Origin of the sequence: Pseudomonas helvetica, assembly GCF_039908645.1 — a bacterium.
Lineage (GTDB): Bacteria > Pseudomonadota > Gammaproteobacteria > Pseudomonadales > Pseudomonadaceae > Aquipseudomonas > Aquipseudomonas helvetica.
In genome coordinates this window covers 2331630-2353455 of sequence record NZ_CP150917.1, presented here as the reverse complement: position 1 = coordinate 2353455, position 21826 = coordinate 2331630, and the positions used below count along the sequence as shown (strand labels likewise).

The following is a 21826-nucleotide window of genomic DNA, read 5'->3' as shown; positions in this document are numbered from 1 at the left end:
AAAAATTCCAGCGCTTGGCGCTTATCGTTCAGCCATCAGCACCAGTACATCGGTGCTGAACGAACCATCGGCTTCAATCTCGAAATACTCGCGAACTTCATTGCCCATCGCCTGCTGCAACTCGCGGATCGCCACGCGCAACGCCTGAGGTGTACGCATGCGCTCGACCCAGGAGTTGTACTCCAGGCGCAGCCGCTGGCGCGTGGTGCTACGGGTATGCAACCCCGCCTCGCTGACCTGGCGCAACCACTCCCCGGCGGAATAATCACGCACGTGGCTGGTGTCGCGCAGCACTTCAACACTTTGCAGGTAAGTGTCGAACAACGGACTGCCCGGCGACAAGACATCAATAAATACTGCTACCCCACCCGGCTTGAGCACTCGGCGCACTTCGCGCAAGGCCAAGCCAAGGTCGCTCCAATGGTGCGCCGAATAACGGCTGAAGACGAAATCAAATTCACCCTCGGCAAACGGCAGGCGCTCCGCCGCACCGAGCACGGTGGTCACATTGTTCAGAACACGATCAACTGCGGCGCCAGCCACCACGTCGAGCATCTGCTGCGACAGGTCATAGGCGACCACTTCCTTGACCAGCGCAGCCACATGAAAACTCACATGACCGGCGCCGCAGCCCAGGTCCAGCACTCGCGCATCACTGCGACCCGCCAGCTCGGCCTGTAGCAGTGCGAATTCGGTGCCCTGTGCGTGTACTGCACTGCTCAGGTAGGCGGCAGCCTGTTCACCGAATTGCTTTTGTACTACGTCGCTGTGCTGGGCGGTGCTGGTCATGATGACTTCCTTAAGGGGTGAGTCTTGAGTTGTTTGTGCGGGCCCCATCGCGAGCAAGCCTTGCTCCTACAAGAGCAACGCATTCATTCCCATGCAGGAGCCGAGCTTGCTCGCGATGGCGTCATTACGCCTTACACACAATCACGCGTCGCGGAACAACCATGGCTGGCTGGCGCGGTGCCTGGCTTCGAACGCGGCAATCGCATCGCCGTCCTGCAAGGTCAGGCCGATATCGTCCAGGCCGTTGAGCAGGCAGTGTTTGCGGAAAGCATCGATTTCAAAACTCAGGACCTTGCCGTCAGGACGGGTCACGGTCTGGGCCTGCAAGTCAATCTGCAACTGGTAGCCCGGATTAGCTTCCACTTGCGCAAACAATTCGTCGACTTCAGCGTCGCTCAGGATGATCGGCAGCAAGCCGTTCTTGAAGCTGTTGTTGAAGAAGATGTCGGCGTAGCTCGGCGCGATGATGCTGCGAAAACCGTACTCTTCCAGGGCCCACGGCGCGTGCTCGCGGCTCGAACCGCAGCCGAAGTTTTCCCGGGCGAGCAACACGCTGGCACCTTGATAACGCTCGGCGTTGAGCACGAAGTCCTTGTTCAACGGACGCTTGGAGTTGTCCTGATACGGTTGCCCGACATCCAGGTAACGCCACTCATCGAACAGGTTCGGACCGAAACCGGTGCGCTTGATCGACTTCAAGAACTGCTTGGGAATGATTTGGTCGGTGTCGACGTTGGCACGATCCAAAGGCGCGACAAGACCAGTGTGCTGGGTAAAAGCTTTCATGCTGCGCTCCTTCAGATCAATTCACGGACGTCGACGAAACGACCGTTGACAGCGGCGGCGGCGGCCATTGCCGGGCTCACCAGGTGCGTACGGCCACCGGCGCCCTGACGGCCTTCGAAGTTACGGTTGGAGGTCGATGCGCAATGCTCGCCGGACTCCAAACGGTCCGGGTTCATTGCCAGGCACATCGAGCACCCAGGCTCACGCCATTCGAAACCGGCCTCGAGGAAAATCTTGTCCAGCCCCTCGGCTTCGGCTTGCGCCTTCACCAGGCCCGAACCCGGCACCACAATGGCTTGCTTGATGGTCGAGGCTACTTTGCGGCCCTTGGCGATCACCGCCGCAGCACGCAAATCTTCGATCCGCGAGTTGGTGCAGGAGCCAATGAACACGCGGTCCAGCTGAATGTCGGTGATCGCCTGATTGGCGGTCAAACCCATGTATTTCAAGGCGCGGACGATCGAGTCGCGCTTGACCAGGTCCATCTCTTTAGCCGGGTCCGGCACGTTCTGATCGACGGCGAGAACCATTTCCGGGGACGTGCCCCAGCTGACTTGCGGCTTGATCTGCGCAGCGTCGAGTTCAACGATGGTGTCGAACTTCGCGTCTGCATCGGACACCAGGTCTTTCCAGGCTTCGACAGCCAAGTCCCACTCAGCGCCTTTCGGTGCGAACGGACGCCCCTTGACGTAGGCAACGGTCTTTTCGTCAGCGGCAACCAAACCAACTCGCGCACCGGCTTCGATGGACATGTTGCAGATGGTCATGCGGCCTTCGACCGACAGATCACGAATCGCGCTACCGGCGAATTCGATCGCGTGGCCGTTACCGCCGGCAGTGCCGATCTTGCCGATAACGGCCAGAACGATGTCCTTGGCGGTCACGCCGAACGGCAATTTGCCTTCGACGCGGACCAGCATGTTCTTCATTTTCTTGGCGACCAGGCACTGGGTGGCGAGCACGTGCTCGACCTCGGAAGTGCCGATACCGTGAGCCAACGCGCCGAAAGCGCCGTGGGTCGAGGTATGGGAGTCACCGCAGACCACGGTCATGCCCGGCAAGGTTGCACCCTGCTCCGGACCGATGACGTGGACGATGCCTTGACGCACGTCATTCATCTTGAATTCGACGATGCCGTATTCGTCACAGTTGTCATCGAGGGTCTGAACCTGCAAACGCGAGACTTCGTCAGCGATGGCAGCAATGCCGCCCTTGCGCTCAGGAGTCGTCGGTACGTTGTGGTCCGGGGTCGCGATGTTGGCATCGATGCGCCACGGCTTGCGCCCGGCCAGACGCAGACCTTCGAAGGCTTGCGGCGAGGTCACTTCGTGAATGATGTGACGATCGATGTAGATCAGCGCCGAACCATCGTCGCGCTGCTTGACCAAATGCGAATCCCAGAGCTTGTCGTAGAGCGTTTTGCCGGCCATCAGACGTTTCCTCATCAGCTTGTTTCTATGCCCCGGGCTTGAAGCGACTCAATAACCCTTTGGCTTGTGAGGTCGATCCTATGGGGTTACATTAAATAACTCAAATTCATATTTTTTATGCTTTGGATAACCAACTGGAATACGACCATGGACCTGGCCAACCTCAATGCTTTTATAGCCATCGCCGAGACCGGCAGCTTTTCCGGCGCGGGCGAACGGCTACACCTGACCCAGCCAGCCATCAGCAAACGCATCGCCGGGCTGGAACAGCAACTCAATGTACGGCTGTTTGATCGACTGGGCCGCGAAGTCAGCCTGACCGAGGCCGGACGCGCCCTGCTGCCGCGCGCTTATCAGATTCTGAATGTACTGGATGACACACGCCGGGCGCTGACCAACCTGACCGGCGAAGTGACTGGCCGCCTGACCCTGGCGACCAGTCATCACATCGGCCTGCACCGCCTGCCGCCCTTGCTGCGGGCGTTCACCCGACGCTACCCCGAGGTTGCGCTGGATATTCAGTTCCTCGATTCGGAAGTCGCCTACGAGGAAATTCTTCACGGCCGCGCCGAACTGGCGGTGATTACCCTGGCACCCGAGCCACACACGCTGGTGAAAGCCACGCCGGTATGGGATGACCCACTGGACTTTGTGGCAGCCCCCGAACACTCGCTGATCAGTAACGGTGCGGTCAGCCTGGCCGATATCGCCCGTCATCCGGCGGTTTTCCCCGGTGGCAACACCTTTACCCACCACATCGTGCAACGACTTTTCGAAGCCCAGGGACTGACGCCGAACATCGCGATGAGCACTAACTATCTGGAAACTATCAAGATGATGGTTTCCATTGGCCTGGCCTGGAGCGTGTTGCCGCGCACCATGCTCGATGATCAAGTGGCACGCATTCCTTTACCGGGCATACAGCTCACTCGCCAGCTAGGCTATATCGTGCACACCGAACGGACGCTGTCGAATGCTGCACGGGCTTTCATGGCCTTGTTGGACGCACAAATCGATTTGCCACGGACTCACGGCTAACTTGTGCTAATCCTTTAAGGTCGAAATTCCCAGCGCCAAACACCCAATTCAGCCCAAGGCTTGTTACCCATGCCCAAATCTGCTGACCGCACTCGCTCACGCACGCCCCAAATGCCGCGCATTCAGGCGCTCGACCCGCGTACCTCGGAGCAGAGTTGGGAGAGCGCGCCACAACTGCTCGCCGCCTTGAACGGTGCACGCTTGGGCGCCTGGTACTGGGACATTGAACGCGGGCTGATCAGTTGGTCACGTGGGACTCAAGCCTTGTTCGGGTTTGACCCAAAAAAACCACTGCCAGCCGACCTGGAATACCTGGATCTGCTGCCGGTGGAGGATCGCGCCAAAACCCTGCGAGCCTTTAACGCCGTAGTGGCCGGTGCACCGCTGGAACAGGCGATGCATCACCGGATCCGCTGGCCCGACGGCAGCTTGCACTGGCTGGAGATCAACGGCAGCCTGATACCGGACAAGCAAGGCCGGCCACGGATGATCGGGGTAATCCGCGAGATCACCCATCAACGCCAACGCGAACAGGCCCTGAGCAGCTCGGAGAAACGTTTCGCAACACTATTTCATCTATGCCCGAACATGGTGCTGCTGACCCGTCAGGAAGACGGCCTGATCAGCGAAGCCAATCAATACTTCGAAAGCCTGTTTGGCTGGCCCGTGCACAGCGTGATCGGCCGCACGACACTGGAGCTGGGCCTTTGGGTGAACCCGGAACAACGCGCCAAACTGGTCAAGGCAACCAAGGCCAAGGGCGAACTGGTCAGCATGGAGGTGCAGTTTCGCGCCAGCAACGGCCAGGTCCACGATGGCATTCTCAGCGCGCAAAAGGTTGAACTCGAAGGCCAGCCCTACCTGCTCAGCACTTTCCTCGATACCAGCGAACGCAAACTCGCCGAGCAAGCGCTCAAAGACAGTCAGGAGCGCCTGGACCTGGCCCTCGACTCGGCGCAACTCGGCACCTGGGACTGGCACATTCCCAGCGGCATGCTCTATGGCTCGGCCCGTGCCGCACAGCTGCATGGCCTGGACCCGATCCCCTTTCACGAGCCCTTCGACGCGTTTTTCGAAGGCGTGCCGGACGATGAACGCGACAGCATGCGCGACGCCTACCGCAGCCTCCGCGAAGGCCCGGCCGGCAATTATCAACTGACTTACCGTGTGCAATTACCCGACGGCAGTTCGCGCTACCTGGAAAGCCGTGCACGGCTCTATCGCGATGAGTCCGGCGCCCCCCTGCGCATGGCCGGTACGTTGCTCGACATCACCGACCAGGTGGAGCGCGAGCAGCGCCTGATCACCTCCGAAGAAAAATTCGCCAGCCTGTTCCAGGTCAGCCCGGACCCGATCTGCGTGACGCGCCAGGACACCGGCCAGTTCATCGAGATCAACCCCGCCTTCACTCAGATCTTCGGCTGGACCACCACCGACGTCATCGACCGCAGTGCCGACGAGATTGGCCTCTGGGACGCTTCGGTGAAGCGTCAGCAACGCATCGAGCAGGTGATTCGCGAACAGGCGCTGAACAACGTCGCAATCATTGTTCACCACAAGGACGGGCAACCCTTGACCTGCGTGATTTCCAGCCGTCAGATCAGCGTCGGCAACGAACCGTGCATTGTCACCACCTTGCGCGATATCACCCAGCAGCAGCGCTCGGAGGCCGCCCTCAAGGCCAGTGAAGAGAAATTCGCCAAGGCGTTTCACTCCAGCCCCGACGCCATCACCATCACCGAGCGCGACAGCGGACGCTACCTGGAGGTCAACGACGGCTTCTGCCGCTTGACCGGCTACAGCGCCGACGAAGTGGTGGGCAAAACCGTGTATCAGATCGGCATCTGGGCCGAAGAAAAACAACGCTCAACCCTGCTGGCCGCGCTGAAGGCCAAAGGCCGGGTGCATCACCAGGAAATGCTCGGCCGCAACAAGCGCGGCGAAATTCTCACCGTCGAAGTGTCGATCGAGCCCATCACCCTGAACGAAACCGCCTGCCTGCTGATGACCGCCCGGGACGTCAGCCTGCTGAAAAACGCCGAAGCGCAGATCCGTCACCTCGCCTACCACGACCCACTGACCAACCTGCCCAACCGCGCCCTGCTGATGGATCGCCTAAGCCAGCAGATCGCCTTGCTGAAACGCCACAACCTGCGCGGCGCCTTGCTGTTCCTCGATCTCGACCACTTCAAGCACATCAACGACTCGCTCGGTCACCCGGTGGGCGACACCGTGCTGAAAATCATCACTGCGCGCCTCGAAGCCAGTGTGCGCATGGAAGACACCGTGGCGCGACTCGGTGGCGATGAGTTTGTGGTGCTGTTGAGCGGCCTGGAAGGTACACGCAACCAAGTCAGCGAACAGGTTCGCGAGTTGGCCGACACGCTGCGCGAGCTGTTGTCCGAGCCGATGTTCCTCGACGGTCAGCGCCTGCAAGTCACCCCGAGCATCGGCGTGGCCTTGATCCCCGATCACGGCTCAACCCCGACCGACCTGCTCAAGCGTGCCGACATTGCCCTGTACCGAGCCAAGGATTCGGGACGCAATGCCACGCAGATGTTCCACAACACCATGCAAAAAGCCGCCAGTGAACGCCTGCGGATGGAAACCGACCTGCGCCTGGCCCTTTCGCGTGGTGAGTTCAGCGTGCAATACCAGCCTCAGGTGGACGCCCTGGACGGTCGCATTATCGGCGCCGAAGCCTTGGTGCGCTGGCGCCACCCGCGGCTGGGGGAGCAATCGCCCAGCGAATTCATCAAGGTACTGGAAGACAGCGGGCTGATTCTTGAGGTCGGTGCCTGGATCCTCGATGAGACCTGCCAGGCCTTCAGGCAATTGATCGATAGAGGCCTGATCGATCCGCTGAACTTCAGCCTTTGCGTGAACATCAGCCCACGGCAATTTCGCCAGAACGACTTTGTCGAGCGGATTGAACAAACCCTGAGCAGCCATGGACTGCCGTATTCGCTGCTCAAGCTGGAGGTCACCGAAGGCATCGTGATTCAGAACCTGGACGACACCATCAGCAAGATGCGCCGCCTGAAGAAACTTGGCGTCAGTTTCGCCATGGACGACTTTGGCACCGGCTACTCCTCGCTGACGTACCTCAAGCGCCTGCCGGTGGACACCTTGAAGATCGACCAGTCGTTCATCCGCGATGCGACCAGCGATCCGAACGACGCGGAAATCATCCGCGCCATCGTGGCCATGGCCCGCAGCCTTGAATTGACGGTGATTGCCGAAGGTGTCGAAACCACTGAACAGCTCGATTTCTTGCAGGGGCTGGGCTGCCACTTGTATCAAGGCTACCTGCACAGTCAGCCGCTGCCGCTGGAGGGCTTCCTGAAACTGCTCAAATGACGAGCACAAAAAAGGGCGCCGGTGGCGCCCTTTCTCATCGCGATGACTCAGTGTTCCAGAGCCGGTTTTTGCGTCCCGTTGATCGGGATACGCTTGGCTTTCGCTTCCTCCGGCACGACCCGCAGCAGGTCGATGTTCAACAGACCATTGCTCAGGCCCGCGGCCTTGATTTCAATGTGGTCCGCCAGCCGGAAGGACAGCTTGAAAGCGCGCTGTGCGATGCCTTGGTACAGATAGGTGACGTCTTCATTGGCGTCACGTTTGCCACCACTGATGGTCAGCACACCTTTCTCCACTTGCAGCTCCAGGTCTTCTTCCTGGAAGCCGGCTGCTGCGACGACGATGCGGTATTCGTCGTCGCCATGTTTTTCAACGTTGTACGGTGGATAGGTGCTGCCTGGCTCATTGCGCAGTGCTGACTCGAACAGATCGTTGAAACGATCGAAGCCCACCGAGGAACGGAACAGTGGCGCCATGGAAAATGCAGTACTCATGATTCAAATCTCCTGAAAATAATCAGCAAGTTTTTTGTCTCCGCGACCCGAATTCGGCATCGCGTAATCCTTAGATAAGGACCGCCGATTGCATTTCAAGAGATTTTTTGTGTTTTTTTTCAAAAAAGGTTTCAGGCGGCTTCGCACGCCTGCAGACCCAGCAAACGCGACACCTGATCCAGCTCAGTCTCACGACGCAGGACCGTGAACAGCTCCACCGCTTCGGGATAATTGCGGGTCAGCATCGCCAGCCACTGTTTCAAGCGACCCGGCGACTGGCGCGGCGTCATCTGCGCCTTGGCTTGCAGCCAGAAGTCCTGAAGCAGCGGCAACAGCTCGGCCCAGGTCATCTCGACCACCTCTTCACCGGCCCGTGCGGCAGCGATTTGCCGCGCCAGATCAGGACGCGACACCAGGCCACGACCCAGCATGATGTCTTCCACGCCGCTGATTTCGCGGCAACGGCGCCAGTCTTCAACGCTCCAGATATCGCCGTTGGCGAACACCGGCACCTTGACCACTTCCTGCACCCGCGGGATCCATTCCCAATGTGCTGGCGGCTTGTAGCCATCCGTCTTGGTCCGTGCGTGCACCACAATGTGCGCAGCACCGCCCTCAGCCAACGCAGTGGCACACACCAGCGCGCCGTCGGGACTGTCAAAACCCAAACGCATCTTGGCCGTCACCGGGATGTGTGCCGGCACTGCGCGGCGTACATGTTCGACGATTTCGTTGAGCAGCTCCGGTTCCTTGAGCAGTACAGCACCGCCGCGCGATTTGTTCACGGTCTTGGCCGGGCAACCGAAGTTCAGGTCGATCACCTCCGAACCCAGCTCACAGGCCAGCGCCGCGTTTTCTGCCAGGCACACCGGATCGGAACCGAGCAATTGCACGCGCAACGGCACGCCTGAAGCGGTCTTGGCGCCGTTCAGCAATTCAGGGCCGAATTTGTGGAAATAGGCAGGCGTGAGCAGTTGATCGTTGATCCGAATGAACTCGGTCACGCACCAATCGATACCGCCAACACGGGTCAACACGTCCCGCAGGATGTTGTCGACCAACCCCTCCATGGGCGCCAAAGCAATTTGCATGGAAAACACTCAACGAAAAACGTGCGGCAGTTTACTGGATTATCAATCGAAAGACTTGCGCCTACCCATGTGGCGAGGGGGCTTGCCCCCTCGCCACAGGGTGATCAGGCGCTGACTTGCAACGCTGGGCCGTAGCCTTCGATGAACTCCGCCGGCATGCGTCTGGGCTTGCCGCTGGACAGCTCGATGCAGACAAACGTGGTTTGCGCCCGCAGCAGCGTGGCGTTGTCGCTCGGGCGTTTGAGCTGGAAGTGCCGGGTCATCTTCAAGCGCTGATCCCAGTCGACGATCCAGGTCGCCAACTGCAACTCGTCACCTTCATAGGCGGCCGCCAGGTAATCGATCTCGTGGCGCACCACGGCCATCGCCCGGTCCAGCCGCCGATACTCGGTCAGGTCCAGCCCTAGGCGCTGCGAGTGGCGCCAGGCGCAGCGCTCGAGCCAGGTGACGTACACCGCATTATTGGCGTGCCCCAACCCATCGATGTCCTCGGCAGCAACCTGCAGGTCAATGATAAACGGCGTTGCCCGATCCCAGCCCATGCCCCACTCCCGGTCAGATTATTCGACCGGGGCAGTGTAACGGATGATCAGGCCGATTGGCGCGCCTGCAAGCTCCGACCGGACAGCAGCGAGAGCACGCCTTCGATCACTCGCGGATCCGCCAGCACCCGCTGATGCCCACCCTCCTCCAGGCGCAACAGCCGGCTGTCGAACCAAGCGTCGTGAATCAATTGCGACTCATTGACCGAAACAAAGACGTCGTCTTCGGCGTGCACGATCAGCCCTGGCATATCCAGTTGATAGTGGGCGACGTCGAGTCGTGAAGCCTGGATACCGACATCCCGTTCGACCTTGCGGATAAACGCCGAACGCGCCTTGGGCGGCATGCGAACGTGACGGGAAAAACCGCGCAAAACGGCGAGAATCCGTGCCGGTGCGGCGATGCTGACCAGGGTTTCAGTACGCAAACCCAATTGAACGGCAAGCATCGCACTGGCGCCGCCCATGGAGTGGCCGATGACCGCTTGCAAGGGAGGCAGCTCTGCCGCCGCTTCAAGCATCGCCCGAGCAAAAAGCACGACGTTGGCCTCGCGACCCGGCGAGCGACCGTGAGCCGGACCATCCAGCGCGACCACGGTGTAGCCGGCGTCTACCAGCGCGGTGATCAGGCTGGCGAATTGTGTCGGCCGCCCCTCCCAGCCGTGCATCAGCAGCACTGTCGGGCCTTGCCCCCAGCGCAATGCTGAAAGGCCGAAGCGCAGAGTGATCCGCTCGGACTTCGCCAGCAGCGGCATTTCCCAATCACGCGGAGGCAGCTCGCGCGGCGTCATGAACACCGAACGCATCTTGCTCGCCACCCATTGCGGTGCAACCCAGCCCAAGGTGCCGTTAACGCCACGAACCCAACTTAACGTGCTCATCGCTCATCTCCAAAGGCTTGTGCTTCAGGTCATAGCACCGCCGACTTGGCGGCACGCAGCAATCGATCGGACAACTCACCGGCACCCAGCGCCCGCGCCAGGGCCAAACCACCGACCATCAGCGCCAAGTCAGCCAGCGCTTTATCGGTGTCTTCCGGGCTGGCGGCCAACTGCGCGACCATCAGCTCGATGTGTTCATTCAAGGCCAGACGGAAATCGTCCGGCAGACGCCCCAACTCGCCTATCGACGCCGGAATCGGGCAAGCGTGCTCGGTGGAATCACGGTGTTTGCGCGACAGGTAAAACGCAGCGACCAGCGCCCGGCGCTCTTCGCCGGTCAGCGTGGCGTCCATTTCGGCGATCAGCGCCCGACGCTGGCCGAGCAATTGCGTGAAGGCCTCCAGCATCATGGCGTCCTTGCTTTCGAAGTGTGCGTAGAAGCCGCCGACGGTAAGACCGGCAGCCCCCATCACTTCACCCACGCTAGGCTCTGCCGGGCCGCGCTGGACCAGCGCAGAGCTGGCGGCCTGGAGAATGCGTTCACGGGTTTGAGCTTTTTTATCGTTCATCGTTGCCTCCGAATATTACGAATAGAATATTATTCTCATAATAATTATTCGCAAGTCGTTGATGTGACCGTTGGTCAGAAGAACAGCGCGGGGAGAAAGAGAGGATTGGCCAAACGCCAGACAAACAAAAGGGCCATTCAATAATTGAATGACCCTTATAAATCCCGCAGAGCGGGTAATCGTGGCGTCCCCTAGGGGACTCGAACCCCTGTTACCGCCGTGAAAGGGCGGTGTCCTAGGCCACTAGACGAAGGGGACGCAAACCCTTCTATACAACTGATCAGTGCTGAGTACTGATCGATTCAAGGCCGGTGTGGCCAGACCTTGAACTGTAAAATTGGTGGAGCTAAACGGGATCGAACCGTTGACCTCTTGCATGCCATGCAAGCGCTCTCCCAGCTGAGCTATAGCCCCGGATTTTTCGCCTCGCGGCGGAGTGACATCTTGCAACATCACTTCTGTAAAACTGGCGTCCCCTAGGGGACTCGAACCCCTGTTACCGCCGTGAAAGGGCGGTGTCCTAGGCCACTAGACGAAGGGGACGCAAACCCTTCTATACAACTGATCAACGCTGAGTGTTGATCGCTTCAAGACCGGTGTGGCCAGGCCTTGAAGTGTAAATTGGTGGAGCTAGACGGGATCGAACCGTCGACCTCTTGCATGCCATGCAAGCGCTCTCCCAGCTGAGCTATAGCCCCTCATCGCTGAGGACGGGGCGAATCTTAATGGCGCATCGGAAAGCTGTCAAACTTATTTTTAACAATTTTCAAAATTTTTTGCCGCCATAACAATCACTTACCGCCCTCCCCCCGAAAAATGGGGGTGACGCCGAAGAGCAAGATCAAAAGATCGCAGCCTTCGGCGGCTCCTGCACGGGGTCAAACACCTCAGGCGATAGCGCCCAGGAGCTTTTCCCACTCTTTGTTTTCTTTCTTCGACACGCCACCGAGCAAGTCGATCGCCTGGCGCAGACGGAAACGCGTCAGGTCCGGGCCAAGGATTTCCATCGCATCCAGCACCGACACCGAGCTGGCCTGGCCGGTGATTGCCGCGAACATCAGCGGCATGGCATCACGCAGCTTCAGCTCCAGGGATTCGACCACCGCCTGAATGGTCGCCGTGATGCTGTCCTTTTCCCACTGACGCAGGCTTTCGAGCTTCCACAGGATCAACTGCATCAACTGACGAACCTGATCGCCCGAGAGCTTCTTGGATTCGAACAGCTTGGCATCCGGAGTCACGCCACCGGCGAAGAAGAATCCGGCCAACGGTGCGATCTGGCTGAAGGTTTCAACCCGACCCTGCACGTGCGGCGCGATCTTCATCATGTATTCAGGGTTCAGCGCCCACGCCTGCACGCGGCTGGCGAACTCTTCCACCGGCAGATCACGCAGCCATTGGCCGTTGAGCCACGACAGCTTCTCGATGTCGAAAATCGGCCCGCCGAGGGAAACGCGCTTGAGGTCGAAGTTGTCGACCATTTCCTGCAGCGAGAACTTCTCGCGCTCGTCCGGCATCGACCAGCCCATGCGACCGAGGTAGTTGAGCATCGCTTCCGGCATGAAGCCCATGCGCTCGTAGAACGTCACCGAGGTCGGGTTCTTGCGCTTGGATAGCTTGCTCTTGTCCGGGTTACGCAGCAGCGGCATGTAGCACAGCTCTGGTTGCTCCCAGCCGAAGTACTCGTAAAGCAGGATCAGCTTCGGCGCCGATGGCAGCCATTCTTCGCCGCGCAATACGTGGGTGATGCCCATCAGGTGGTCGTCGACCACGTTGGCGAGGAAGTAGGTCGGCAGGCCGTCGGTCTTCATCAACACTTGCATGTCCATGCGATCCCACGGGATCTCGACGTCGCCACGCAACATGTCCGGCACCACGCAAACGCCTTCGGTCGGGACCTTCATGCGGATGACGTGCGGCTCGCCAGCGGCCAGACGGCGCGCCACTTCTTCCTTGGAGAGCAACAGCGCACGGCCGTCGTAACGCGGGGTTTCGCCGCGGGCCATTTGCTCGGCGCGCATCTGGTCCAGCTCGTCGCTCGTGCAGAAGCACGGGAACGCGTGACCCAGATCGACCAGTTGCTGGCAGTACTTCTGATAGATGTCGCCACGTTCGCTCTGGCGATACGGACCGTGCGGGCCGCCGACATCCGGGCCTTCACTCCAGTTGATGCCCAACCAGCGCAAGGCATCGAAAATCTGCTGTTCGGACTCGCGGGTCGAACGCAATTGGTCGGTGTCTTCAATCCGCAGGATGAACTCACCGCCATGCTGCTTGGCAAAGCAGTAGTTGAACAAAGCGATGTAAGCGGTGCCGACATGGGGATCGCCGGTAGGCGATGGCGCGATGCGAGTGCGGACGGTGGTCATGGCATGTCTCGAAAGAATATAAAAAGCGGAGATGAAACAAAGGGCGAATGGTAACAGGCGTTGCCCGCCCGGCTCCAGTGAGCAGGGCATTTAAGCCAACGTTGGGGCTACAAAAGGCTCTGGCAGCGCTCAACGGCTGATTATCAATAAGTGGCATTTACCGCTTATCGGCTATATGACAGATTCGAGTACTGATAAATCTCCTTACACTTTCTCGACTACAGTCTGCTCATGCCTGCCCAACTCAAGCGTCGCCTGTTCACTTTCCTGCTGATCGTCCTGCTGGTTGCCGGGGGCTTCTTCGCTGAATGGTTCTTCAAGGGACGGTTTTACGAAAGCACCGATAACGCTTATGTCCAGGGTGAAATCACCCGTGTCTCCAGCCAGTTGGGCGCGCGCATTGAGGAAGTGCTGGTACAGGACAACCAGCACGTCGAAAAAGGCCAACTGTTGATCAAACTCGAAGGCGATGACTTCCATCTCGCCGTCGACCGCGCCAACGCGACCCTCGCCACCCGCGAAGCCGAGCGCCTGCAAGCCCAGAGCAAACTGACCCAACAAGCCAGCCTGATCGCCGCCAGCGAAGCTCAGGTCGCTGCCAGCCAGGCCACCCTCGGCCGCTCGCAAATCGATTTGTCACGCGCGCAAACCCTGCGCAAACCGGGCTATGTCTCGGAAGAACGGGTGACCACCCTCTCCGCCGACAACCGCATCGCTCGCTCGCAAGTCGCCAAGGCCCAGGCTGACGCCCAGGGCCAGCGTCAACAGGTCAACGCCTTGACGGCCGAGATCAAGCGCCTGGACGCGCAGATCGCCAACGCCAAAGCCGATCTGGCGCAGGCCCGACTGAACCTGACCCGCAGCGAAATCCACGCACCGATCAGCGGCCTGATCGGCCAGCGTGCCGCCCGCAATGGCCAATACGTACAGGCTGGCGCTTACCTGCTGTCGATTGTCCCGGACCAGGACATCTGGATTCAGGCCAACTTCAAGGAAACCCAGATTGGTCATATGCAGCCCGGCCAGAAAGCCGAACTGACCTTCGATGCCTACAGCGACACACCGATCGAAGCCCGGGTCGACAGCCTGTTCGCCGCCTCGGGCGCGCAGTTCAGCCTGCTGCCACCGGACAATGCCACCGGCAACTTCACCAAAGTGGTGCAACGGATTCCGGTGAAACTGACGTTTGCTGCCGACAACCCGCTGCACGGCAAGATCCGCCCGGGCATGTCGGTCACCGTCAAAGTCAACATCAAAGACCTTGGCAATGGCCGGTGATCAACTGATCCGCCCGGTCGGCGAACCGACCAGGAGGGACTGGATTGCGGTGATGAGCGTGATGCTCGGCGCCTTCATGGCGGTGCTCGACATCCAGATCACCAACGCCTCGCTCAAGGACATTCAAGGCGCGCTGTCAGCGACCCTGGAAGAAGGCTCATGGATTTCCACGTCATACCTGGTGGCGGAAATCATCATGATTCCGCTCACCGCGTGGCTGGTGCAACTGCTCTCGGCACGACGCCTGGCGGTGTGGGTTTCGCTGGGCTTTCTGGCCGCCTCGCTGCTCTGCTCGATGGCCTGGAGCCTGGAGAGCATGATCGTGTTTCGCGCCTTGCAGGGCTTCACTGGCGGCGCACTGATCCCGCTGGCGTTCACCCTGACACTGATCAAACTCCCCGAACACCATCGTGCCAAAGGCATGGCGATGTTCGCCATGACCGCGACCTTCGCGCCCTCTATCGGCCCGACCCTCGGCGGCTGGCTGACGGAAAACTGGGGCTGGAAGTACATCTTCTACATCAACATTCCGCCAGGGCTGATCATGATCGCCGGCCTCATGTATGGCCTGGAGAAGAAAGCAGCCCACTGGGAATTGCTCAAAAGCACCGACTACATGGGCATTCTCACGCTGGGTGTTGGCCTCGGGTGCTTACAGGTGTTTCTCGAGGAAGGCCATCGCAAGGACTGGCTGGAATCGAACCTGATCGTGACGCTGGGTTGCATCGCCCTGTTGAGCCTGATCACCTTTGTGATCGTGCAAGTGTCCAAGCCCAATCCGCTGATCAATCTGGGCATCTTGCGCAACCGCAACTTCGGCTTATCGAGCATTTCCAGCCTGGGCATGGGCGTGGGGCTTTATGGTTCGATTTATCTGCTGCCGCTGTACCTGGCGCAGATCCAGAGCTACAACGCCTTGCAGATCGGCGAAGTGATCATGTGGATGGGCGTACCGCAGTTGTTCCTGATTCCGCTGGTGCCGAAACTGATGAAGTTCGTTTCACCAAAGTGGCTGTGCACGCTCGGCTTTGGCCTGTTTGGCTTGGCGAGTATTCTTTCGGGCGCGCTCAACCCCGACTTCGCCGGACCACAGTTCAATCAGATCCAGCTCGTCCGCGCGCTGGGCCAGCCGCTGATCATGGTGACTATTTCGCTGATCGCCACCGCCTACATCCTGCCGCAGGATGCAGGCTCCGCGTCGAGCCTGTTCAACATCTTGCGCAACCTCGGCGGCGCGATTGGCATCGCCCTGCTCGCCACCCTGCTGGATGCCCGAACCAAGACCTACTTCGATTATTTACGCGAGTCGATCGTGCCGACCAACCCGCAGGTCGCCGAGCGCATGGCGAGCATGATCGATCGATTTGGCAGCGAAACGGCGGCGCTGGGCAAACTCAGCGAAATCACCCATCAGCAGGCCTTGATCATGGCCTACAACGATGCGTTTCACTTTGTCGGGATTGCGCTGGGGGTGAGCATGCTGGCGATCCTGCTGACCAAGGCGCTGCCGCCCGGCCTGAAGGCTGGCGAAGCGCACTAAGCCTGAGACATGCACGCACCTGTGGCGAGGGAGCTTGCTCCCGTTGGGTTGCGAAGCGACCCTGAAATCAGCCGCCGCGAGTATTCAGATGGAGCGCGATTGCCGGATTACGACCGCTTCGCGGCCGAGCGGGAGCAAGCTCCCTCGCCACAGGGACCGCGCACGATCATCAGACAGTCAACAACCGCTCGCGCATCTTGGTGATTTCGTCGCGTGTCTGCGCGGCTGCTTCGAACTCCAGGTCGCGGGCGAGCTGGTACATTTTTTCTTCCAACTGACGAATGCGTTTGGCGATTTCGCTCGGCGAACGCAGCTCGTTTTCGTAGCGGGCACTTTCCTCGGCAGCCTTGGCCATGCCTTTGCGCTTCTTGCTGCGCGAACCCGGCACGGTCGCGCCTTCCATGATGTCGGCAACGTCCTTGAACACGCCTTTGGGGGTGATGCCATTGGCCAGGTTGAAAGCGATTTGCTTGTCGCGACGGCGCTCGGTCTCGCCAATCGCCCGCTCCATCGACCCGGTGATCCGGTCGGCATACAGAATCGCCCGGCCATTGAGGTTCCGCGCCGCGCGACCGATGGTCTGGATCAGCGAACGCTCGGAGCGCAGGAAGCCCTCCTTGTCGGCATCGAGAATCGCCACCAGCGACACTTCCGGCATGTCCAGGCCTTCACGCAGCAGGTTGATCCCTACCAGCACATCGAAGGTGCCCAGACGCAAATCGCGGATGATCTCGACCCGCTCCACCGTATCAATGTCCGAGTGCAGATAACGCACCCGCACACCGTGGTCGGCGAGGTAGTCGGTCAAGTCTTCGGACATGCGCTTGGTCAACGTAGTGACCAACACCCGCTCCTCCAGCGCCACACGCTTGGTGATTTCCGAGAGCAAGTCGTCGACCTGAGTCAGTGCTGGACGAATCTCGATTTGCGGATCGACCAGACCGGTCGGCCGCACCAGCTGCTCGATCACCCGACCGGCGTGTTCCGCCTCGTAGTTACCTGGGGTGGCCGAGACGAAAATCGTCTGTGGACTGATGCTTTCCCATTCATCAAAACGCATCGGCCGGTTGTCCAGCGCCGAGGGCAGCCGGAAACCGTATTCGACCAGCGTCTCTTTACGCGAACGGTCGCCCTTATACATCGCGCCAACCTGCGGCACGCTGACGTGGGATTCGTCGATCACCAGCAAGGCATCGGCGGGCAGATAGTCAAACAAGGTGGGAGGCGGCTCACCCGACTCTCGACCCGAGAGGTAGCGCGAGTAGTTTTCGATACCGTTGCAGTAACCCAGCTCCAGAATCATCTCCAGGTCAAAACGGGTGCGCTGCTCCAGCCGCTGGGCCTCCACCAGTTTATTGTTGGAGCGCAGGTATTCCAGGCGCTCCTGCAGCTCGACCTTGATCCCTTCGATGGCTCCCAGCAGGGTTTCTCGCGGCGTTACATAGTGGCTTTTCGGATAGAAGGTGAAACGCGGCAGCTGGCGAATCACTTCGCCGGTGAGCGGATCGAAAGCGGAAATCTTCTCCACTTCATCATCGAAGAGCTCAATACGGATCGCTTCAAAATCGGATTCCGCCGGGTGGATATCAATCACGTCACCGCGCACGCGGAAGGTCGCGCGAGCAAAATCCATGTCATTGCGGGTGTATTGCAGGTCAGCCAAACGGCGCAGCAAGGCGCGCTGATCGAGCTTGTCGCCACGATCGACGTGCAGCACCATTTTCAGATAGGTTTCCGGGCTGCCCAAACCGTAGATGCACGAGACCGTGGTGACGATGATCGCGTCCTTGCGCTCCAGCAACGCTTTGGTCGCCGACAGTCGCATCTGCTCGATGTGATCGTTGATCGAGGCGTCTTTCTCAATGAAGGTATCGGACGACGGCACGTAGGCTTCGGGCTGGTAGTAGTCGTAGTAGGAAACGAAGTACTCCACCGCGTTGTTCGGGAAGAACGCCTTGAACTCGCCATACAGTTGCGCCGCCAGCGTCTTGTTCGGCGCCAGCACCAGCGTCGGTCGCTGCACCTGGGCGATCACGTTGGCGATACTGAAGGTCTTGCCCGAACCGGTCACACCAAGCAACGTCTGGTGCGCCAGCCCGGCCTCGATGCCCTCGACCATCAGACGGATGGCTTCCGGCTGATCGCCGGCGGGCTCGAAGCGGGTGACTAGCTGGAATTCAGACATATCGTACCTATTGGTTTCCAAGGAGCGACGCACTCCGGCGCTGGCGGGCGTGCCAGAACGGTGAAGGTCGCTCACGACGAATGTCGCAGGGAAAAATCATGATAACCGTTGATGTGGTGCCGAATACCTCTAGTTTCAAGGCAAACGTCCTACATGCCCCTAAGCCATTGACATGACAATAAGGCTAACGAACAAAAAATAATCCGAAAAAACCTGCCCGAAAAGCGGAAACGCCTGTCGCCGCGCCCGGTGTAGGCCTCTATACTAGCTCCCCGTTTGTGCACCGCTCTAGTGCATTCGGCTGGAGCGCCACACGTCCCTCCACATTTCATTCAGAGCCGCCGCAATAATGAGCCTCTTCTCCGCTGTCGAAATGGCACCACGCGATCCAATCCTGGGCCTCAACGAAGCATTCAACGCTGACACCCGTACCAATAAGGTCAACCTGGGGGTCGGTGTTTACTGCAACGAGGAGGGGCGAATTCCACTCCTGCGAGCCGTTGTCGAAGCCGAGACGATTCGCGCTGCTCAACACGCTTCCCGTGGCTACCTGCCGATCGACGGTATCGCCGCCTACGACCAGGCCGTGCAAAAGCTGCTGTTCGGTAAAGACTCGCCACTGCTTGCCGCTGGCCGGGTTGTCACCGCCCAGTCCGTCGGCGGTACCGGCGCACTGAAAATCGGCGCTGACTTCCTCAAGCAACTGCTGCCGAACGCCGTCGTTGCGATCAGCGACCCAAGCTGGGAAAACCACCGCGCGCTGTTCGAAACCGCCGGCTTCCCGGTTCAGAACTATCGCTACTACGACGCCGCGACTCACGACGTGAACCGCGCCGGCCTGCTGGAAGACCTGAACGCCCTGCCGGCTGGCTCCATCGTTGTGCTGCACGCCTGCTGCCACAACCCGACTGGCGTCGACCTGAGCCCGGCAGACTGGAACAACGTGCTGGACGTGATCAAGGCGAAAAACCACGTGCCGTTCCTCGACATGGCCTATCAGGGCTTTGGCGACGGTATCGACGAAGACGCCGCTGCCGTGCGCCTGTTCGCCGAGTCGGGCCTGAACTTCTTCGTTTCCAGCTCGTTCTCCAAATCGTTCTCGCTGTACGGTGAACGTGTTGGCGCACTGTCGATCGTCAGCGAATCGAAAGAAGAAAGCGCTCGCGTGCTGTCGCAAGTCAAACGCGTGATCCGCACCAACTACTCCAACCCGCCGACCCACGGTGCAGCGATCGTTGCGGCCGTACTGAACAGCCCTGAACTGCGCGCCCAATGGGAACAGGAACTGGCTGAAATGCGTCTGCGCATTCGCGGCATGCGCCAGCAGATGGTCGATCTGCTGGCGAAAAACGCGCCTCACCAGGACTTCAGCTTCGTCGGCCGTCAACGCGGCATGTTCTCGTACTCGGGCCTGACGGTTGAGCAAGTGACCCGTCTGCGTAACGAGTTCGGCATCTACGCCCTGGACACCGGCCGCATCTGCGTTGCCACGCTGAACCAGAGCAACATCGACGTAGTGACCAAGGCCATCGCTCAGGTGATCTAAGCCACACGCGCGATAGAAAAGGGGAAGCCGTTTGGCTTCCCCTTTTCGTTGGCGAGCAGATAATTCTGAATGCGCAGGCTATGGGCTCTAAACTGATACATCGGTGTCGACCTGAAAAGATCGTCCGAACGCGGCCCGAACCTGCGGCAGCTCCTACATCAGCGTGTACACCCGAGAAACCGCGCATTTCACCTATTGAGAGATCTTATGAAAAACGATGACTTACGCGCTGACCGCGATGACGACCTGGACCTGGACCGCTTTGTGCCACGCAACCAGACCAAACGCAGCAGCGGGCTGGTGTGGCAAGTTGCCTTGGGCGTCTTTCTTGGCGGCCTGGCCCTGTGGCTGGTGCAACTGGCCGCCACGTCGCTGTACGCCAAGTTCCTGCTCGGCACCTTCACCTTCGGCGGTTAAGGTCGATCAGCCCGCCAGTTCGCTCGAACGCTGACTGGCGGCGTCGTCATAAGCCACATACAGCGATTCGGCAACCTGGCTTTTGATCGCCTTGGTGCTTTCCAGCCCCAGCACAAACCCTTCAGCCTTGCCGCCAGCGCGATTCAACTCATCAGCGGTGCTCGCCTGAGCGATTGCATCGAAGAGTTTCTCGGCATGCGGCCCGACGCCTTTTGGCAGGCTGATCTGAGCAATGCTCATACGAACACCTCGCGCAGCATTGACGACGTGAGCAGTGGTTGGTGAGTCATGACGCGTACCTTTTCGGCTGAGGGCCGGCAGCGCGTGAAACCACTTCCGGGGGGCCATGGTAGACCTCCGCGACGATTCTGGTAACCGCCAATGGCTGACAACGCCCTCCTCGCCTGAAGAATCATCACCGCCCACCTGAAAATCTGCCATTCGAGCAATTGATGCTTGACTTGTCCTTTTTAATCAGTAACATACGGCGCATTCCGCGATAGCTCAGTTGGTAGAGCAAGTGACTGTTAATCACTGGGTCCCTGGTTCGAGTCCAGGTCGTGGAGCCAGACAGCACTATCGAAAAGCCCCTGAATCGAAAGATTCAGGGGCTTTTTTGTGGCTGATGGAAAATCAAAAGATCGTCCGAACGCGGCCCGAACCTGCGGCAGCTTCAACGTCTATGGCCGGGGGACACGAGGCAGTTCGCGTTTGTGAGCGGTTTTGATGTAGGCGCTTTCGATGATCTGCTGCGCCTGCTGCGACACCGCTTCGCCCATCAGATACGCATCGATTTCCTCGTAACTGCAACCATACGCCGCCTCATCCAGCTTGCCCGGTGCCAGGTCTTCCAGGTCGGCGGTCGGCGCCTTGCGCACCAGATGCGTCGGCGCGCCCAGGGCGTCGGCCAGCAACCGCACCTGGCTTTTGATCAACCCGGACAGCGGCGCCAGATCGCAGGCGCCGTCGCCGAATTTGGTGAAGAAACCCATCAGCGCTTCCGCACCATGATCGGTACCGACCACCAATCCGTTGCAGAAGTTGGCGATGGCGTATTGCGCCAGCATCCGCGCCCGGGCCTTGACGTTGCCTTTGGCAAAGTCGGTGAGTTCGGCCGAAGGCTGCAAGCCATCGATGGCGATATTGGCCATCAGGCCGTCGACACAGTCGGCGATGTTGCTGGTGGTGATCAGGTCCGGGCGGATGAAGTCCAGGGAGGCCTGGGCGTCACGCTCATCGGCCTGGGTCTTGTACGGCAGGCGCACGGCGATAAAGCGCGCCTCATGATCCTCGGCCCGCAACTGCTCCACCGCCAGCTGGCACAGGCGGCCGGCAGTCAGGGAGTCGACGCCGCCACTGATACCGAGCACCAGGGCCTTGCAGCCCGACTCGCGCAGCACCTGCTTAATGAAATCGACACGACGGACGATTTCAGCGGCCTCGCCACCCCGGGCGAGTTGCCGGTCGATGCCCAGTTCCCGGGCAATGCGCTCTTGCTGCTGCATAGTCAT

The 21826-nt window shown here is 59.7% G+C and carries 18 protein-coding genes and 5 tRNA genes; 7 read left to right on the top strand and 16 right to left on the bottom strand.

All coding sequences use genetic code 11. From position 1 onward, the window contains the following. Window positions 1–21 precede the first annotated feature (21 nt). The 3 genes from AABM55_RS10785 to leuC form a co-directional block, all read right to left on the bottom strand. The gene (locus AABM55_RS10785) at window positions 22–789 is read right to left on the bottom strand and encodes a class I SAM-dependent methyltransferase (RefSeq protein WP_347929535.1); all 768 of its coding nucleotides are present in this window, start codon (window positions 787–789) and stop codon (window positions 22–24) included. Between the two features lie 141 nt (window positions 790–930). Continuing rightward, window positions 931–1575 (bottom strand): 3-isopropylmalate dehydratase small subunit, encoded by a 645-nt coding sequence (gene leuD, locus AABM55_RS10780; protein ID WP_054596619.1) that lies wholly within the window; start codon window positions 1573–1575, stop codon window positions 931–933. Window positions 1576–1586: 11 nt separating this feature from the next. Continuing rightward, complete coding sequence (gene leuC / locus AABM55_RS10775) at window positions 1587–3005, bottom strand: 3-isopropylmalate dehydratase large subunit (protein ID WP_347930017.1); 1419 nt, start codon at window positions 3003–3005, stop codon at window positions 1587–1589. A gap of 147 nt (window positions 3006–3152) precedes the next feature. Here leuC and AABM55_RS10770 point away from each other — a divergent pair, with 147 nt between their 5' ends. Together AABM55_RS10770 and AABM55_RS10765 are read left to right on the top strand one after the other, a co-directional pair. Continuing rightward, on the top strand, window positions 3153–4043 hold the full coding sequence (locus AABM55_RS10770) for a LysR family transcriptional regulator (protein ID WP_145022637.1): 891 nt from the start codon (window positions 3153–3155) through the stop codon (window positions 4041–4043). A gap of 69 nt (window positions 4044–4112) precedes the next feature. Then, window positions 4113–7403 (top strand): PAS domain S-box protein, encoded by a 3291-nt coding sequence (locus AABM55_RS10765; RefSeq protein ID WP_347929534.1) that lies wholly within the window; start codon window positions 4113–4115, stop codon window positions 7401–7403. A gap of 47 nt (window positions 7404–7450) precedes the next feature. Here AABM55_RS10765 and AABM55_RS10760 read toward each other — a convergent pair whose 3' ends face one another. The 10 genes from AABM55_RS10760 to gltX all read right to left on the bottom strand — a co-directional run bounded on the left by AABM55_RS10760 (window position 7451) and on the right by gltX (window position 13349). Continuing rightward, window positions 7451–7897 carry an Hsp20 family protein gene (locus AABM55_RS10760; RefSeq protein WP_054596615.1) on the bottom strand — a complete coding sequence of 149 codons (447 nt, stop codon included), beginning with the start codon at window positions 7895–7897 and terminating at the stop codon, window positions 7451–7453. Window positions 7898–8028: 131 nt separating this feature from the next. Then, complete coding sequence (locus AABM55_RS10755) at window positions 8029–8988, bottom strand: tRNA-dihydrouridine synthase (protein ID WP_019692682.1); 960 nt, start codon at window positions 8986–8988, stop codon at window positions 8029–8031. Between the two features lie 104 nt (window positions 8989–9092). Further along, window positions 9093–9530 carry a thioesterase family protein gene (locus tag AABM55_RS10750; RefSeq protein ID WP_103319191.1) on the bottom strand — a complete coding sequence of 146 codons (438 nt, stop codon included), beginning with the start codon at window positions 9528–9530 and terminating at the stop codon, window positions 9093–9095. Window positions 9531–9577: 47 nt separating this feature from the next. Further along, window positions 9578–10411 (bottom strand): alpha/beta hydrolase, encoded by an 834-nt coding sequence (locus AABM55_RS10745; protein WP_347929533.1) that lies wholly within the window; start codon window positions 10409–10411, stop codon window positions 9578–9580. A 29-nt stretch (window positions 10412–10440) separates the two neighbouring features. Beyond that, window positions 10441–10980 (bottom strand): TetR/AcrR family transcriptional regulator, encoded by a 540-nt coding sequence (locus AABM55_RS10740; RefSeq protein WP_054596611.1) that lies wholly within the window; start codon window positions 10978–10980, stop codon window positions 10441–10443. Window positions 10981–11162: 182 nt separating this feature from the next. After that, window positions 11163–11238 (bottom strand) — tRNA-Glu (locus AABM55_RS10735). An 80-nt stretch (window positions 11239–11318) separates the two neighbouring features. Further along, a tRNA-Ala gene (locus AABM55_RS10730) sits at window positions 11319–11394 on the bottom strand. 53 nt (window positions 11395–11447) lie between these two features. Beyond that, window positions 11448–11523: transfer RNA gene (locus AABM55_RS10725), tRNA-Glu, on the bottom strand. Between the two features lie 79 nt (window positions 11524–11602). Beyond that, a tRNA-Ala gene (locus AABM55_RS10720) sits at window positions 11603–11678 on the bottom strand. Window positions 11679–11867: 189 nt separating this feature from the next. Further along, window positions 11868–13349 carry a glutamate--tRNA ligase gene (gene gltX / locus AABM55_RS10715; RefSeq protein ID WP_054596610.1) on the bottom strand — a complete coding sequence of 494 codons (1482 nt, stop codon included), beginning with the start codon at window positions 13347–13349 and terminating at the stop codon, window positions 11868–11870. Between the two features lie 231 nt (window positions 13350–13580). On the opposite strand from gltX, the gene AABM55_RS10710 reads away from it, so the two are divergent. Both AABM55_RS10710 and AABM55_RS10705 read left to right on the top strand, forming a co-directional pair. Next, a complete protein-coding gene (locus tag AABM55_RS10710) occupies window positions 13581–14627 on the top strand; it encodes an HlyD family secretion protein (RefSeq protein WP_347929532.1) in 1047 nt (348 codons plus the stop codon). Window positions 14628–14676: 49 nt separating this feature from the next. After that, complete coding sequence (locus tag AABM55_RS10705; protein ID WP_347930016.1) at window positions 14677–16167, top strand: MDR family MFS transporter; 1491 nt, start codon at window positions 14677–14679, stop codon at window positions 16165–16167. 169 nt (window positions 16168–16336) lie between these two features. On the opposite strand, the gene uvrB is transcribed toward AABM55_RS10705, so the two are convergent. Further along, the gene (gene uvrB, locus AABM55_RS10700; protein ID WP_019692689.1) at window positions 16337–18352 is read right to left on the bottom strand and encodes an excinuclease ABC subunit UvrB; all 2016 of its coding nucleotides are present in this window, start codon (window positions 18350–18352) and stop codon (window positions 16337–16339) included. Between the two features lie 349 nt (window positions 18353–18701). Here uvrB and AABM55_RS10695 point away from each other — a divergent pair, with 349 nt between their 5' ends. Next, a complete protein-coding gene (locus AABM55_RS10695) occupies window positions 18702–19898 on the top strand; it encodes an amino acid aminotransferase (RefSeq protein WP_103319199.1) in 1197 nt (398 codons plus the stop codon). A gap of 207 nt (window positions 19899–20105) precedes the next feature. Next, window positions 20106–20315: a hypothetical protein gene (locus tag AABM55_RS10690; RefSeq protein WP_054596606.1), complete on the top strand. Its 210-nt coding sequence runs from the start codon at window positions 20106–20108 to the stop codon at window positions 20313–20315. Window positions 20316–20321: 6 nt separating this feature from the next. Here AABM55_RS10690 and AABM55_RS10685 read toward each other — a convergent pair whose 3' ends face one another. After that, window positions 20322–20555 (bottom strand): hypothetical protein, encoded by a 234-nt coding sequence (locus AABM55_RS10685; RefSeq protein ID WP_347929531.1) that lies wholly within the window; start codon window positions 20553–20555, stop codon window positions 20322–20324. 253 nt (window positions 20556–20808) lie between these two features. Here AABM55_RS10685 and AABM55_RS10680 point away from each other — a divergent pair. Further along, a tRNA-Asn gene (locus AABM55_RS10680) sits at window positions 20809–20884 on the top strand. Window positions 20885–20995: 111 nt separating this feature from the next. On the opposite strand, the gene nadE is transcribed toward AABM55_RS10680, so the two are convergent. After that, window positions 20996–21826 (bottom strand): ammonia-dependent NAD(+) synthetase, encoded by an 831-nt coding sequence (gene nadE, locus AABM55_RS10675; protein ID WP_347929530.1) that lies wholly within the window; start codon window positions 21824–21826, stop codon window positions 20996–20998.

What these genes read in the sequence shown, in the direction of transcription:
- AABM55_RS10690 (WP_054596606.1), top strand. Translation starts at nt 20,106, where the DNA reads ATGAAAAACGATGACTTACGCGCTGACCGCGATGACGACCTGGACCTG.
- AABM55_RS10745 (WP_347929533.1), bottom strand. Translation starts at nt 10,411, where the DNA reads ATGAGCACGTTAAGTTGGGTTCGTGGCGTTAACGGCACCTTGGGCTGG.
- AABM55_RS10755 (WP_019692682.1), bottom strand. Translation starts at nt 8,988, where the DNA reads ATGCAAATTGCTTTGGCGCCCATGGAGGGGTTGGTCGACAACATCCTG.
- AABM55_RS10760 (WP_054596615.1), bottom strand. Translation starts at nt 7,897, where the DNA reads ATGAGTACTGCATTTTCCATGGCGCCACTGTTCCGTTCCTCGGTGGGC.
- AABM55_RS10695 (WP_103319199.1), top strand. Translation starts at nt 18,702, where the DNA reads ATGAGCCTCTTCTCCGCTGTCGAAATGGCACCACGCGATCCAATCCTG.
- AABM55_RS10685 (WP_347929531.1), bottom strand. Translation starts at nt 20,555, where the DNA reads ATGAGCATTGCTCAGATCAGCCTGCCAAAAGGCGTCGGGCCGCATGCC.
- gltX (WP_054596610.1), bottom strand. Translation starts at nt 13,349, where the DNA reads ATGACCACCGTCCGCACTCGCATCGCGCCATCGCCTACCGGCGATCCC.
- AABM55_RS10750 (WP_103319191.1), bottom strand. Translation starts at nt 9,530, where the DNA reads ATGGGCTGGGATCGGGCAACGCCGTTTATCATTGACCTGCAGGTTGCT.
- AABM55_RS10785 (WP_347929535.1), bottom strand. Translation starts at nt 789, where the DNA reads ATGACCAGCACCGCCCAGCACAGCGACGTAGTACAAAAGCAATTCGGT.
- AABM55_RS10770 (WP_145022637.1), top strand. Translation starts at nt 3,153, where the DNA reads ATGGACCTGGCCAACCTCAATGCTTTTATAGCCATCGCCGAGACCGGC.
- AABM55_RS10740 (WP_054596611.1), bottom strand. Translation starts at nt 10,980, where the DNA reads ATGAACGATAAAAAAGCTCAAACCCGTGAACGCATTCTCCAGGCCGCC.
- leuD (WP_054596619.1), bottom strand. Translation starts at nt 1,575, where the DNA reads ATGAAAGCTTTTACCCAGCACACTGGTCTTGTCGCGCCTTTGGATCGT.
- AABM55_RS10765 (WP_347929534.1), top strand. Translation starts at nt 4,113, where the DNA reads ATGCCCAAATCTGCTGACCGCACTCGCTCACGCACGCCCCAAATGCCG.
- AABM55_RS10710 (WP_347929532.1), top strand. Translation starts at nt 13,581, where the DNA reads ATGCCTGCCCAACTCAAGCGTCGCCTGTTCACTTTCCTGCTGATCGTC.
- nadE (WP_347929530.1), bottom strand. Translation starts at nt 21,826, where the DNA reads ATGACTATGCAGCAGCAAGAGCGCATTGCCCGGGAACTGGGCATCGAC.
- uvrB (WP_019692689.1), bottom strand. Translation starts at nt 18,352, where the DNA reads ATGTCTGAATTCCAGCTAGTCACCCGCTTCGAGCCCGCCGGCGATCAG.
- leuC (WP_347930017.1), bottom strand. Translation starts at nt 3,005, where the DNA reads ATGGCCGGCAAAACGCTCTACGACAAGCTCTGGGATTCGCATTTGGTC.